Here is a 13,511-nt window from a genome sequence, read left to right on the forward strand (position 1 = left end):
ACCAGCACCATCCCCACCTACCTGCGCGACGACTGGTACCGGGACTGGGGATCGGTCGAGCAGTACCACCGGCTGGTCCCCGCCGAGCAGTCGCCCGACGCGGTGATCGAGCAGGGCGTGATCACGGGGCCGGGGGGGGGGCGGGGGGGGGCGGTGGGGCGCGGGGCGGGGTGCGGGTGCACGACGGTCTGGCGCGCGGCCGCACCACGGCCGGCGGACGGCATTATCCGGTGCCCGGCGGGATGCTGGAGACCGCCGAGAACTTGCGCCGGGACTACGGCATCACCCGCCGCGAGCAGGACGAGTTGGCGGTGACGTCGCATCAGCGTGCGGTGGCCGCCCAGAAAAACGGCGTCTTCGCCGACGAGATCATCCCGGTCACCGTGCGGACCCGTACCGGCGAGGACGTCATCGACACCGACGAGCATCCGCGCGCGGACACCACGGTGGAGTCGCTGAGCAAGCTCAAACCCGTGCTGTTGGCGCAGGATCCGGATGCAACGGTCACCGCCGGCAACGCCAGCGGGCAAAACGACGCGGCCTCGATGTGCGTGGTGACCACGCCGGAAAAGGCCGACGCACTCGGGCTGACGCCGTTGGTGCGGCTGGTGTCCTGGGGTGCGGCGGGGGTGGCGCCGCACCTGATGGGTATCGGGCCGGTGCCCGCGACCGAGGTCGCGCTGGGCAAGGCCGGCCTGCGGCTCGCCGACATCGACCTGATCGAACTCAACGAAGCCTTCGCCGCGCAGGCGCTGGCGGTGATGGCCGAATGGGGGTTTACCGCCGCCGACCGGGAGCGCACCAACGTGCACGGCTCGGGGATCTCGCTCGGGCATCCGGTGGGGGCCACCGGCGGGCGGATGCTGGCCAGCCTGGCCCGGGAGCTGACCCGGCGGCAGGGCCGCTACGGGCTAGAAACCATGTGCATTGGCGGCGGGCAGGGGCTGGCCGCGGTCTTCGAAAGGGTTGACGCTCATGACTAGGCTTGCGCAAACCCTGGGCCTCACCGAATTCCAAACCGAAATCGTGGCCACGGTACGCGAATTCGTCGACAAGGAAGTCATCCCCACCGCGGCGGAACTCGAGCGCACCGACACCTACCCGCAGGCCATCGTCGACGCGATGCGGGAGATGGGCCTGTTCGGCCTGATGATCCCCGAAGAATACGGGGGGCTGGGCGAATCCCTGCTCACCTACGCGCTGTGCGTGGAGGAACTGGCCCGCGGCTGGATGAGCGTCTCCGGGGTGATCAACACCCACTTCATCGTCGCCTACATGCTGCGCCAGCACGGCACCGACGCGCAGAAGCAACGGTATCTGCCCCGGATGGCGACCGGGGAAACCCGCGGCGCGTTTTCGATGTCCGAGCCCGAACTGGGATCCGATGTCGCGGCGATCCGGACCCGGGGCACCCGGGCTCCGGACGGCGGCTACACCATCGACGGCCAGAAGATGTGGTTGACCAACGGCGGCAGCTCGACGCTGGTGGCGGCCCTGGTCCGCACCGACGAGGGCGCGGACAAACCGCACTGCAACCTGACCGCGTTCCTGATCGAAAAGCCCACCGGCTTCGGCGAAGTCGCGCCGGGGCTGACCATCCCCGGCAAGATCGACAAGCTGGGCTACAAGGGCATCGACACCACCGAGCTGATCTTCGACGGCTACCGGGCTAGCGCCGACGACGTGCTCGGTGGCGCCCCCGGGCAGGGCTTTGTTCAGATGATGGACGGCATCGAGGTGGGTCGGGTCAACGTGTCGGCGCGGGCGTGCGGCGTCGGGATCCGGGCGTTCGAACTGGCGGTGCGCTACGCCCAGCAGCGCCAGACGTTCGGGAAACCGATCGCCGAGCATCAGGCCATCGCCTTCCAACTGGCCGAAATGGCCACCAAGGTGGAGGCCGCGCACCTGATGATGGTCAACGCGGCCCGGCTCAAGGACTCCGGGGAACGCAACGACGTCGCCGCCGGGATGGCCAAGTACCTGGCCAGCGAATTCTGCTCGGAGGTCACCCAGCAGAGCTTCCGGATCCACGGCGGCTACGGCTATTCCAAGGAGTACGAGATCGAACGGCTGATGCGCGACGCCCCGTTCCTGCTGATCGGGGAGGGCACCAGCGAGATCCAAAAACAGATCATCAGCAAACGGCTGCTGGCCGACTACCGGATCTGACCAGTGAGCGCCCCCGACTTCCCCACGCGGTCACAGCTTTCCGAAGATGTGGCCCGGTTCGTCCGCAAACGAATCTTCAACGGCAGCTACCCGGCCGGCGAGTATGTGCGGCTGGACCAGTTGGCGGCCGAGTTGGGGATCAGCGTCACCCCGGTGCGCGAGGCGCTGTTCGGTCTGCGGGCCGAGGGCCTGCTCGAGCAGCAGCCGCACCGCGGCTTTGTGGTGCTGCCGGTGACCGGCCGCGACATCGTCGACGTGTCCGACGTGCAGGCGCACATCGGCGGCGAACTGGCCGCCCGGGCCGCGGCCAATATCAGCGCGGAGCAGGTGCGTGAACTCGAGGTGATCCAGGACCAGCTGGAGGACGCCTACGCCCGCGACGATGAGGAACGCGCGGTGCGGCTCAACCACGAGTTCCACCGGGCCATCAACGTCGCCGCGGACTCCCCGAAGCTCGCCCAGTTGATGTCGCAGATCACCCGGTACGCCCCCGAATCGGTGTTTCCCACCGTCTCCGGCTGGCCGGCGAAATCCACCAAACATCACCGCCGCCTGTTGACCGCGTTGGCCAAACAGGACGAGGAGTTGGCGCGCACCGCCATGGCCGAGCACCTGGCCGCCGGCGCGGCGCCGCTGATCGAGCACCTCATCGCCCACGGGGTGGTGGATGCGGCCAGCCGATCGAGCGTGCGCCGCCGGCGGTGATTGGGGTGTGGCTTCATTGAGTCTCAGGAGTCGCAGGGGTCCCGGAAAGGGCGGGATGGGGTGTTGCGTCCGCCTCTGAGCGACAAACCGGGGTTTGAGGCGCTTGACGGCTCAACTGGCGGTCACTTGCGACGCTGCCGTCCCACCGGCCCCGGGCGTCTCGGATTGTCGCTGGTGGGCGGTTGCCCGGCTGTCAGCGACAACGGCAGCGACCGGATGCGGTGTTCGGTGCCACGCGGCATCCACCCCGGCCCGTAGCGGCCGCGCCCGAACCGGCGTACCCGCCCGTAGCCGCGCTCCCAGCGCAACGCGTCCGAGACGGCCTTGGAGGCCCGCCCGGCAACGACGAAACCCTGGGCGTCCAACGCGGCGACCAGTACGGCGACGCTGGCCGGACCGTGGTCGAACAAATGCAGTGTCAACAGGTAGCGCAGTTCGATGCCGCGCACCAATCGGATGGTTTTGATCATCGCCCCACCGTCGCACCCCGCTCCGACATCGCCCCGGTTGTCGCTGCGAGCCGGGCAGCCGCCCACCAGCGACAACCCGTGACACCTGTGACGAGCGGGACGCCAGCGTCGCCAGTGACCGCGCCGTCGTTCGCGAAGGGCCCGAAACCCCGGTTTGTCGCTCAGAGGCGGACGCAACACCACATGGGTCCCGGGCCGTGACCCATGTGACTGGCGGAACAAGACGTGCGGGAGAGAACGCTCGGCTACACCGCCAACATCGTCCGCAACCGCCGGACATCCACCTTGCCCGTCGACCCGCGCGGGACGGCGTCGTCCCCAGCCACCAATCGCCACACCGTCGGTACCTTGAACGCACTCAACAGCTTTCGGGCCTGTCCGCGGAGCTGGTCGACGGTCATCACCCCGGTGTCGCACACCACCACCGCACCGACCCGGCCCACGCCGACCTCGGTCACGAACGCGGCGTCGACGCCGTCGATGGCCCGCAGCGCCTGTTCGACCTCGCTGGGGTAGACGGTGGCGCCGCTGACCTTGAACATGTCGTCGGATCGGCCGTGGTAGAACAGGAACCCGTCGTCGTCGAGGTGGCCCAAATCCCCGGTGGGGTAGAAGCCGTCGACGGTGAACACCTCTTCGCGGCGGCGCCGGCAGATGCCGCGCAGGATGTGCGGCCCGCGGATCTGGATCATGCCCACCGCGCCGGTCGGCAGGGCGGCACCCGTGTCGGGGTCGACGATGCGGACCTGCATACCCGGGAACGGCTGTCCGCAGCTGCCCCAGGCCGATCGCGGCATGTCGGTGTCGGCGGCGTAGCCGCTGTACGGTCCGAACGCCTCGGTCATCCCGAACAGCCGGGCCCGCGCCCCGGGCGGGGCGCGATGCTGCGGCGGCAGCAGGGCCTCCAGGCTGCCGGCCCGCAGCGCCGACAGATCCGTGGCGCCGCGGTGACGGGCTAGGGCCTCGGCCTGATCGGGCCAGCCGCGAAACAGTGTCACGCGTTCGGATTCCAGCAGCCGCAATGTGGTTTCGGGTTTGGGGATCTCCTCGGTGACCAGGGTCGCCCCGGCCAGCAGCACCGACAGCACACCGCTGCCGAAGCCGCCCACCCAGAAGAACGGCATCGGCAGGTACAGCCGGGTGTCGGCGTCGATGCAGCGGGCGGCCAGGCCGGACTGCACGGCGCGCAGCGCGTTGCCGTGCGAGTGCACCACCCCCTTGGGTGCGCCGCTGGAGCCCGAGGTGAACATCACCACCAGCGGGTCGGCGGGCGTCACCGTGGCGGCCAACGCATCGACGATCCGGGTGGCCGCCGGGCTCGCGGCGGCCCGTCCCAGCCGGTCGGCGTCCCAAACCTGCCGCAGCGCCGGAAGTTCGGTGGGCGCGGTCAGCTGACCGGCCAGCTCGTCGAGATAGCGGTGGCCGCGGAACTCCTCGACGCTGATCAGGCACTGCACCGACGCCGCGCGGAGCTGCGCGACCAGCTCGCGTGCGGTCAGCAGCGTGCTCAACGGCACCAGCACCGCACCGATGCGGGTCACCGCGAGCGCGACCTGCACCCAGCGGGCCCCGTTGGGCATGATCAGCCCGACCCGGGTGCCCTTGCCGACGCCGGCGTCGATCAGCACGGCCGCCAAGTCACGGCTGGTCGCCTCGAGTTCGGCATAGCCGAGCCGGGTGCCGGGATCGATCACCATCGGCTTGGCGCCGTGCGCGGCGGAGCGGGCTCGCACCAGCGCATCGATCGTCAGGGTGTCAGGCATCGAACACCTCGGCGAGCCGGCGCAGATCGACCTTGCCGCTGGACAACAGCGGGATTCGGTCGGCCGGCAGCGCGACGACGCGGCGCGGGATCTTGTAACTCGACAGCTCGGACTTCAGCCGGTCCCGCAGCCCGGCCGCATCCACATCGGAGTCTTCCAGCACGGCCGCCACCAGCTGCCCGCGCTGCGGGTCGGGGAGCCCCAGCACGTGGGCGGTCACCCCGCCGGTCACCTTGGCGATGGCCCGCTCCACCTCGGCCGGTGCCACGTTGGCGCCGGCCGTCTTGATCAGCGCCCCGCGTCGGCCGAGGAAGTAGTAGTAGCCGTCGGCGTCGGTGCGCACCAGATCACCGGTGTGAAACCAGCCGTCGGCGTCGAAACACTCCTCCCGGGCACGCTTGTGGTACCCCTGCATCAGATAGGCTCCGCGCACCCACAGCTCACCCGGCTGGCCGGGGCCGACCGGCGCCCCGCTGCCCGGGTCCACCACCGCGCACTCGAAACCCGGTGCCGGCGTGCCGAAGGAGCCGCGCCGGTGCGCGGGCTGGTCGGTCTCGTCCCCGCCGAGCAATACGACACTGCCGGTCTCGGTCATGCCGAGCATGTTGTGCCGCAGTTCGGGGTCGGCGGGCCGGGCGTCGGGCGCCATGATCGGATACAGGTTGCCGCGGCGCAGCGAGGACAGGTCGCGTCCCGGGAAGCTGGGGTGGTGGGCCAGCGCCGCCACCCCGGCCGCGAAACCGTTGCCGATCGTGGGTTTTTCGGCCTCCAGGAGATCCAGGGTGGCGCCGGGGTCCGCGGCGTTGGAACACACCAGGGTCGAGCCGGCCAGCAGCGTGGCCAGCAGCGCAAACGCCAAGCCGCCGACCCAAAAGAACGGCGAATTGCAAAACAACCGGTCCGCGGCGGTCAGACCGCGGATCTCGTTGAGGTTGCGCTGATGGCCGAGCAGCCCGGCGTGGGTGTGCACCACCCCCTTGGGGGCGCCGGTCGACCCCGACGTGTAGACGATCGCCAACGGGTCACCGCCGTCGATGTCGGCCTCCATCGCCGACAACAGCGCGGCGTCCACGGGCTCGGCGGGCGGCGCCGCCCCGTCGAACACCACATGGCGCAGCTGCGGCGCCGCGCCGCTGAAAATCTGTGCCCCGGACTCGATGTCGGCGTCGGTGAGCACCTCGGCCAGCCGCCGCCGGTAGTCGTGCGACCGGTAGCCGGACGCGGCCAGCAGAATCTGCACATCGCCGTGCACCAGCTGCTCCCGCACCTCGGCCGCGGTGGCGAAGGTGGGAAACGGGACCACCACCGCGCCGATGCGCGCCGCGGCCAGCATCCCGACGACAAACCCCGCGCCGTTGGGGTAGAGCACCCCGATGTGGCTGCCCTTGCCGGCGCCCAGCGCGATCAGGCCGCGGGCCAGCTCGGCCGAGCGGGCGTCGGCCTGGGCGTAGCTGAGCCGTTCGCCGTCGCAGACCAGCAGCGGGTGCGCCGCCCGGGTGCGCGCTTGGGCGCGCAGGATGTCCGGCAGTGCGCGCGCGTCACCGGGCATACTCGCCCTGCGCGGTGAAATAACGCCGGATCGCGCCGAGATCGGCTTTGCCCGACGGTGTTCTCGGGATGGCCTCGACGACCGCGATGTCGGTGGGGATTTCGTAGCGGGCCAACCGAGTCCCGAGGAAGTCGACCAGCTGCGCCGCGTCGGCGGTGGCGCCGTCGCGCAGCTCGACCATGGCCACCGGGGTCTGCCCGAGGCGCGGGTCGGGCCGGCCGACCACCGCCGCGCCCTGCACCGCCGGATGGGCCTCCAGGGCCAGGCGCACATCGTCGGGCATCACCTTGAACCCGCCCCGGATGATGGCCTGGTCCGCGCGGCCCAGAATCCACAGGAACCCGTCGGCGTCGATGCGGGCCAAATCGGTGGTGCGCATCCAGTCCGTCGACGGTCCCAGCTGCCCGGGTTTGACCTCCAGCAGACCGACCTGGTCGGGTCCCAGCGGGACGCCGTCGTCGCCGACCACCCGCAGCCGGGCCCCCAAGCTGGCCCGCCCGACGCTGCCGCGTTTGGCCCGCCAGTAGCGCTGGTAGTCGGGCAGCGTCCAGCCGGCCACCCCGCCGCCGAATTCGGTTGCGGCATAAGAGGTCAGCACCGGGATGCCGTACTTTTCGGTGAACGCGTCGGCGTCGTCGGCCGACAGCGGCGCGGTCCCGGACGTCACCGCACGGATACCGGCCAGGTCCTCGCGGGTCAGGTCGGAATGCAACACCATCCGCAGCGCCGCCGGCACCAGCGACACCGCGCCCGGCCGATACTTGCGGACCGCGTCGGCCCAGCGGCCCAACTCGAACCGGTCCAGCAGCACAAAGGAGCGGGCGTCGGCGACGCATTGCAGCACCCGGAACACCCCGCCGATGTGCACCAGCGGCGAGTTGACGATCGCGATGCCACGCCGCGGCTCCGTGGGCGCCTGGGCCCCCAACACGCTGTGCGCCAGCATGTCGTAGCTGAGGTCGACGCGTTTGGGCGGGCCGGTGGTGCCGCTGGTCAACATCCACACCGCCACACCCGGTCGCGCCGCCGCCGCGCCGCCGGCGGTGACCCGGGGTTCGTCGGTCAGGCCGGACAGCGACACCACCCGGGTGGCGTCAGTCGGGGTGACCAGCTGGGCCAGGTCGTCGGGCGCGCCGATGATCACCGGCAGCGCCAGCGCGGCGATGTCGGCGCGGGTCCGGTCGTCGCCGCGGGACGGGTTGATCACCACGACACAGCCGCCGCCCAGCAGCACCCCGAGCAGCGCGGCCAGCTGCGGGGGCCGGTTGCGCAACAGGATCCCAACCTTGTTGCGGCCGGACACGGCCGCGATCCGGCGGGCCAGCTGGCCGATCTGGGCCCAGCTGAACCACTGGCCGTCGTATTCGACGGCGGGGGCGTCGGGTCGCAGATCCAGCACCGTGGCGATGCGCCGGCTCAGCGGATGCACCATCAGCGGATCCGCGGTGGGGTAGCGGTGCCGTTGGGTTGCGCGTCGAGTTCGGCTTTCCCGAGCGGGTTGCCCAGCCGGGTGTAGATCAGGCCCTGATCCAACGCCGCGCGGTAGGGCTTGTCCAGCGACTCCCAGATCGCCTTGACCGTGCCCTGGATGGCCGACGGCGGTTTGGCGGCGATGCTGGCCGCGATTTCATGCGCACGCGCCCACAGCCGTTCGGGGGCCACCACTTCCGACACCAGTCCGATCCGCAGCGCGGTGTCCGCGCCGACCCGTTCGTCGTTGCCCATCAACGCGATCCGCAGCGTTTCGCCCAGGCCGACGCGGCGCATCAGCCCGACCGGCTCCAGCGCGCAGACCAGGCCCGCGGACACGTGTGAGTCGAAGAACGTCGCGTCGCTGCCGCAGATCACCACGTCGGCCTCGTTGACGAAGTAGAACCCGCCGGCGGTGCACATGCCCTGCACCGCGCACACCACCGGTTTGAACATCTTCTGCCATTTGGGGCTGAGCGCTTCGCCGGGATCCTCGTGGTTCCACACGTTATCCGGCTGTCCGTAGGGGGTTTTGATGTCCAGCCCGGCGCTGAACGCCCGGGTGCCGGCGGCCCGCAGCACCACGGCGTTGACGGCGGTGTCGAGTTTGACGATGCGCCACGCCGCGGTCATCTCCTCGCACATGGTGCGGTTGAACGCGTTGAGCCGATCGGGGCGGTTCAACGTGATGGTGGCCACCCGGGCGGCGCGGTCGAACTCCAGCAGGATGGTTTCAAACGGGCTCATCGGCACTGCCATTCCGGTGCCCGCTTCTCGACGAACGCCTGCGGTCCTTCCAACGAATCCTCGGTGTGCAGGTTGCGTTCCCGGAACGCCTCGGCCAGCATTTCGGCTTCGTGCAGGGGCAGGTCCAGGCCCTTGAGGATGGCCAGCCGGGTTCCGCGCACCGCCAGCGGCGCATTGGAGTTGACCACGGCGGCGATCTCGTGGGCGCGTTCGAGCAACCGGTCGTGCTCGACGACCTCGCTGATCATGCCCAGCTCGTAGGCGCGTTGGGCGCTCATCCGCTCATGTTTGCCCATCATCGCCATCCGCAGGGCAACCGACCGGGGCAGCACCCGGGCCAGCCGCACCACCTCGCGGCCGGCGACCAACCCGATCGACACATGCGGGTCGAAGAAGGTGGCCTGCGCGGAGGCGATGACGATGTCGCCGGTGGTCACCCAGTCCAGTCCGGCGCCGCAGCAGATGCCGTTGATCGCCGCCAACACCGGTTTGGCCATGGTCCGAAACGGCGGGGTGCCCTCCTGCGGCGCCTCCCACTGCTCATAGGTGGACAGATACGGGCGGTCGTTGATCACCTTGCCGTCGCCGGGGATCGCCTTGACGTCGGCGCCGGTGCAAAACGCCCGGCCGGTGCCGGTGACGATCAGCAGCCACACCCGATCGTCGTTTTCGGCTTCCTGGTAGGCGGCCCGCAACTCGGTGATCATGTGCGGGCTCAGCGCATTGAGCGCCTCGGGGCGGTTCAGCGTGATCGTGGCCGTGTGGCCGTCGACCTCGTATTTGATGGTGTCGAACGCGGGCATCGGGGATCCCTTCGTGGGCGGGGCGTTAGCGGCCCTGGAAATCGGGCGTGCGTCGCTGTTGGAACGCGGCCAGTCCCTCTTTGAAATCACCGGTCCGGCAAGACAATTCCAAACTGGACAACTCATGTGTCATGGACTGGGGTAGGGTGGCATGCTGGCCGTAATTGAGGGCCTGTTTGGTCAGACCGAGCGCGACCGTGGGGCCCGATGCCAGCCGGGCCAACAGCGCCTCGGCGGCGGCGTCCAGCTCGGCCGGGTCGGTCGCCTGGTGGATCAGACCCCAGTCCGCGGCGTCGGCTCCGGACACCTTCTCCCCGAGCAGCAGCATCCGCTTGGCCCGGGCCAACCCGACCAGCCGGGGCAGCAGCCAGGTGGAGCCCGAATCCGGGCTGAACCCGCGGGTCAAAAACGGCTCCCAGAACACCGCGTCGGACGCCGCCACGGTGAAGTCGGCGGCCAGCGCCAGATTGCAGCCCAACCCGACCGCCCAGCCGCGCACGCTGCACACCACCGGCAACTGGATGCTGTGCACCAGTTCGATCACCCGGTGGGCGGTGTGCGGGATGCGCCGCGCCAGGGCCCCGGTGCGGGGTCGATGACCCTCGGTGTTGGTGGCCACCCAGTCGGCGCCCGCGCAAAAGTCCGCGCCGGCCCCGCGAACGTGAATGGCGCGCAGCGTGTCGTCGGTGGCCGCCTCGGTGAGGGCGGCGACGAACTCGTCAATCATCGGGTGGCTCAAGGAATTACGTCGCTCGGGTCGGTCCAGCGTCACCCGCAGGATGGCGCCCTCGCGCAGCGCGGTCACCGAGCCCTCGGCCGCGGCGGAGTCGGCGTCGTCGGTCACGGTGGGAACCGCCCTTCGGTCGCTATATCGTTACCCCTACAGTAGGCTATACGATTGTTCTCAGTTGAGGAAAGGCGCATGACGGACGGCGCAGAGATTTCACCGACCGCGGTGGACGACATCGCCCGCTACGGCGAACGGCCGTTGGCGCAGACCGTCGCCGCCGCGGCCTCGCTCCGGCGGTTGACCGGTCTGCTGCTGTCGTTGGAGCACCCCCATCCGGCGGTCGACGACATGCTGGCCCGGTGCGCCGACTGGGAGGCCGCGCTGGCCGCCGCGGCGCCGCCGGACCCCGCGCCCCGCATCGGCCCCGACGGCGGCGCGGACCGGCGGGTCTACCTGGGGCACGCCTTCGACATCGGCGCCTTCAACCCCTGCTTCCCGGAATACCACTTCGATCACCTCGACGCCGAGAACGCCTCAGGCCGAGTCACTTTCCCGCTGGTGTACGAGGGGCCGCCCGGATTGGTGCACGGCGGGTTCCTCGCGGTGTTCTTCGACTGCGTCATCCAGCACCAAAGTTGCGCGGCCCAGCTGGCGGGCCGCACCCGATCACTGGTGGTGACCTTCCGCCGGCCCACGCCGATCCTGACCGAGTTGGGCTTCGACATCGTGCGCGCCGAATCCGAGCGGGGCATCACCGCCACGGCGCGACTGCGGCACGGCGACCAGGTGCTGTGCACCGGGGAAGTCGCCACCGTCGCGTCGCCGCCCGAAAAGCTGACCGGCTACCGGTTCGGCCGCCGCCGGCCCGAGTCCACCGGCGACAGGAAGGAACCCGGCAGATGACCCTGGAGGACACCACGGACGACCGTGTGCTCTTCGCGAGCGATCCCGAGAAGCGGATCGCCACCATCACCTTGAACAACCCGCGGCAACGCAACTCCTATGACGCGACCATGCGGGACGCCCTGGCCCGCTGCCTGGATCACGTCGCCGAGGACGACGACCTGGTGGTGGTGCTGCTGCGCGGCGCCGACGGGGTGTTTTCCACCGGCGCGGACATGAACAACGCCTACGGCTGGTATGGCGAGCGGGCGGATCCCGCCCAGCCGCCGGCCAAAAGCCGCCCCAGCCAACGGCGGCGGCTCACCGTCGACCGCAAGTCGTTCGGCTTCTACCACAATCTGATGGGCTTCCCCAAGGTCACGGTGGGGGAGATCAGCGGCTACGCGCTGGGCGGCGGCTTCGAGATGGCGCTGATGACCGACATCGCCGTGGTGGCCCGCAACACCAAACTCGGCATGCCGGCCACCCGCTTCCTGGGCCCGGCGCTGGGCAGCCTGCACATGTTCTTCCACCGGCTGGGGCCGGTGTTGGCGCGGCGGCTGCTGCTGACCGGCGACATCATCGAAGCGGCCGCGGTCGAGCACCTCGGGGTGTTCACCGAAACGTGTGAGCCTGAGCTGGTTTCGGGGCGGGCGCGGTACTGGGCGGAGAAGGTGGCCAAGATGCCGGCCGACGGCGTGGTCATCGCCAAGGAGGCGTTCCGGCTGGTCGAGCAGAGCCAGGCCTACCAGGGCGAGGAGGTGGCCAGCTACCTGTTTCACGCGTTTGGCACCAACCTGCAGTTCGCGCCCGGCGAGTTCAACTTCGTCAAGACCCGCGCCCAACACGGCACCAAGGAGGCGTTCCGGCTGCGCGACGAACACTTCCACGTGCCGGAACCGTAAGCCCCGGTATTGACCGTGTCGCGGGAACTGCTAGGTTTACATAAACGTCGAACAATGTAAGGTTGCGATATGCCCACACCTGTCATCGTCGGTGCCGTGCGGACGGCGATCGGACGGTCGTTCAAGGGAACCCTGGTCAACACCCCTCCGGAAACATTGATCACCACCGTGCTGCCCGAGGTGGTGCGCCGCGCCGGCATCGAGCCGGGCGCCATCGATGACATCATCTTCGCCGAGTCCCACTACGGCGGCGGCGATCTCGCGCGGTACGCGGCGGCGAAGTGCGGGATGGAAGACGTGCCCGGCCAATCCGTCAACCGGCACTGCGCGGGCAGCCTGACCGCGATCGGCAACGCGGCCGCCCAGATCGGCTCCGGCATGGAGCGGGTGCTGATCGCCGGGGGCGTGCAGTCGCTATCGATGACGCCGGTGACCAAGTGGCGGGTGCCCGGGCCGGAGCTGAAGTTCGAAGAGCCCTGGATGCCGCCCACCCATCCGGAAGCCCCGGACGCGCCGACCCGCGACATGTCGATCACGGTGGGCTGGAACACCGCCCAGGCCGCCGGCATCACCCGCGAGGAGATGGACGCCTGGGCGGCGCGGTCACATCAGCGGGCGATCGCCGCGATCGACGCGGGCAAGTTCGTCGACGAGATCGTGCCGTTGAAGGTCGAACTGCCCGACGGGTCGGTGACCGAGTTCAGCGTCGACGAGCACCCGCGCCGGGACACCACCGTGGAGAAGCTGGCGGGCCTGAAGGTACTGCACCCCGAGATCGAGGGGTTCTCGATCACCGCCGGCAACAGCAGCGGCACCAACGACGCGGCCGCCGCGGTGGCGCTCGTCGAGCGCGGCTACGCCGAGGGTGAGGGGCTGAGCGTGCTGGGCAGCGTCAAGGCCTGGGCGGCCGCCGGGGTGGCCCCCCGCGACACCGGGCTGGGCGCGGTCAAGGTGATCGGCAAGGTGCTGCAGCGGGCCGGGCTGTCGGCCGGCGACGTCGCGCTGTGAGAGATCAACGAGGCGCTCGCGTCGGTGCCGATCGCGGCGTGCCGCGAATACGGCCTGGACGAGGAGAAGGTGAACTTCTCCGGCAGCGGCTGCAGCCTGGGTCACCCGATCGCCGCCTCCGGGGCGCGGATGGTGACCACCCTGGTCTACGAGCTGCAGCGGCGCGGCGGCGGCATCGGTGTGGCCGCGATGTGTGCCGGCGGCGGTCAGGGCGGCGCCGTCGTCATCGAGGTGTAGTTTCCCGAACGCCGAGCAGACGCAGATTCGCACTCCGCGGCCGCCGCGAGTGCGAATCTGCGTCTGCTCGCGG

General features: G+C 70.0%; 11 protein-coding genes and 3 pseudogenes. 7 read left to right on the forward strand and 7 right to left on the reverse strand.

What is annotated here, in order from left to right:
- From BKN37_RS30460 to BKN37_RS20875, 4 genes and pseudogenes are all read left to right on the forward strand, one after another.
- Positions 1 to 156 (forward strand): annotated as a pseudogene (locus BKN37_RS30460) (arabinosyltransferase C-terminal domain-containing protein); the annotation flags it as partial.
- Positions 153 to 983, forward strand: a pseudogene (locus tag BKN37_RS20865) (acetyl-CoA C-acyltransferase); the annotation flags it as partial. The pseudogenes BKN37_RS30460 and BKN37_RS20865, both read left to right, overlap by 4 nt.
- Positions 976 to 2,169: an acyl-CoA dehydrogenase family protein gene (locus BKN37_RS20870; protein WP_071028871.1), complete on the forward strand. Its 1,194-nt coding sequence runs from the start codon at positions 976 to 978 to the stop codon at positions 2,167 to 2,169. The pseudogene BKN37_RS20865 and the gene BKN37_RS20870, both read left to right, overlap by 8 nt.
- A gap of 3 nt (positions 2,170 to 2,172) precedes the next feature.
- The gene (locus BKN37_RS20875; protein ID WP_071028872.1) at positions 2,173 to 2,874 is read left to right on the forward strand and encodes a GntR family transcriptional regulator; all 702 of its coding nucleotides are present in this window, start codon (positions 2,173 to 2,175) and stop codon (positions 2,872 to 2,874) included.
- Positions 2,875 to 2,996: 122 nt separating this feature from the next.
- On the opposite strand, the gene BKN37_RS20880 is transcribed toward BKN37_RS20875, so the two are convergent.
- From BKN37_RS20880 to BKN37_RS20910, 7 genes are all read right to left on the reverse strand, one after another.
- Positions 2,997 to 3,344 carry a hypothetical protein gene (locus tag BKN37_RS20880; RefSeq protein WP_071028873.1) on the reverse strand — a complete coding sequence of 116 codons (348 nt, stop codon included), beginning with the start codon at positions 3,342 to 3,344 and terminating at the stop codon, positions 2,997 to 2,999.
- A 245-nt stretch (positions 3,345 to 3,589) separates the two neighbouring features.
- Positions 3,590 to 5,107 (reverse strand): class I adenylate-forming enzyme family protein, encoded by a 1,518-nt coding sequence (locus BKN37_RS20885; protein ID WP_071028874.1) that lies wholly within the window; start codon positions 5,105 to 5,107, stop codon positions 3,590 to 3,592.
- Positions 5,100 to 6,656, reverse strand: coding sequence for a class I adenylate-forming enzyme family protein (locus tag BKN37_RS20890; RefSeq protein WP_071028875.1), 1,557 nt, complete (start codon positions 6,654 to 6,656; stop codon positions 5,100 to 5,102). The genes BKN37_RS20885 and BKN37_RS20890 overlap by 8 nt, the downstream gene beginning before the upstream one ends.
- Positions 6,646 to 8,088: a class I adenylate-forming enzyme family protein gene (locus BKN37_RS20895; RefSeq protein WP_071028876.1), complete on the reverse strand. Its 1,443-nt coding sequence runs from the start codon at positions 8,086 to 8,088 to the stop codon at positions 6,646 to 6,648. The genes BKN37_RS20890 and BKN37_RS20895 overlap by 11 nt, the downstream gene beginning before the upstream one ends.
- On the reverse strand, positions 8,088 to 8,885 hold the full coding sequence (locus BKN37_RS20900) for an enoyl-CoA hydratase/isomerase family protein (protein ID WP_071028877.1): 798 nt from the start codon (positions 8,883 to 8,885) through the stop codon (positions 8,088 to 8,090). The genes BKN37_RS20895 and BKN37_RS20900 overlap by 1 nt, the downstream gene beginning before the upstream one ends.
- Entirely contained in the window at positions 8,870 to 9,676 is an 807-nt protein-coding gene (locus tag BKN37_RS20905) for an enoyl-CoA hydratase/isomerase family protein (RefSeq protein WP_071028878.1), read from the reverse strand. The genes BKN37_RS20900 and BKN37_RS20905 overlap by 16 nt, the downstream gene beginning before the upstream one ends.
- A gap of 25 nt (positions 9,677 to 9,701) precedes the next feature.
- On the reverse strand, positions 9,702 to 10,520 hold the full coding sequence (locus BKN37_RS20910; RefSeq protein WP_071028879.1) for an enoyl-CoA hydratase/isomerase family protein: 819 nt from the start codon (positions 10,518 to 10,520) through the stop codon (positions 9,702 to 9,704).
- Between the two features lie 78 nt (positions 10,521 to 10,598).
- Between BKN37_RS20910 and BKN37_RS20915 the strand changes: the two genes are divergently transcribed.
- The 3 genes and pseudogenes from BKN37_RS20915 (at position 10,599) to BKN37_RS20925 (ending at position 13,438) form a co-directional block, all read left to right on the forward strand.
- Positions 10,599 to 11,309, forward strand: a complete 711-nt coding sequence (locus BKN37_RS20915; protein WP_071028880.1) for a hotdog family protein — start codon at positions 10,599 to 10,601, stop codon at positions 11,307 to 11,309.
- Positions 11,306 to 12,193 carry an enoyl-CoA hydratase/isomerase family protein gene (locus BKN37_RS20920; RefSeq protein ID WP_071028881.1) on the forward strand — a complete coding sequence of 296 codons (888 nt, stop codon included), beginning with the start codon at positions 11,306 to 11,308 and terminating at the stop codon, positions 12,191 to 12,193. The genes BKN37_RS20915 and BKN37_RS20920 overlap by 4 nt, the downstream gene beginning before the upstream one ends.
- A 69-nt stretch (positions 12,194 to 12,262) precedes the next feature.
- A pseudogene (locus tag BKN37_RS20925) lies at positions 12,263 to 13,438 on the forward strand (thiolase family protein).
- Positions 13,439 to 13,511 lie beyond the last annotated feature (73 nt).

The sequence above is a fragment of the Mycobacterium talmoniae genome, assembly GCF_001854525.1.
Classification (GTDB): domain Bacteria; phylum Actinomycetota; class Actinomycetes; order Mycobacteriales; family Mycobacteriaceae; genus Mycobacterium; species Mycobacterium talmoniae.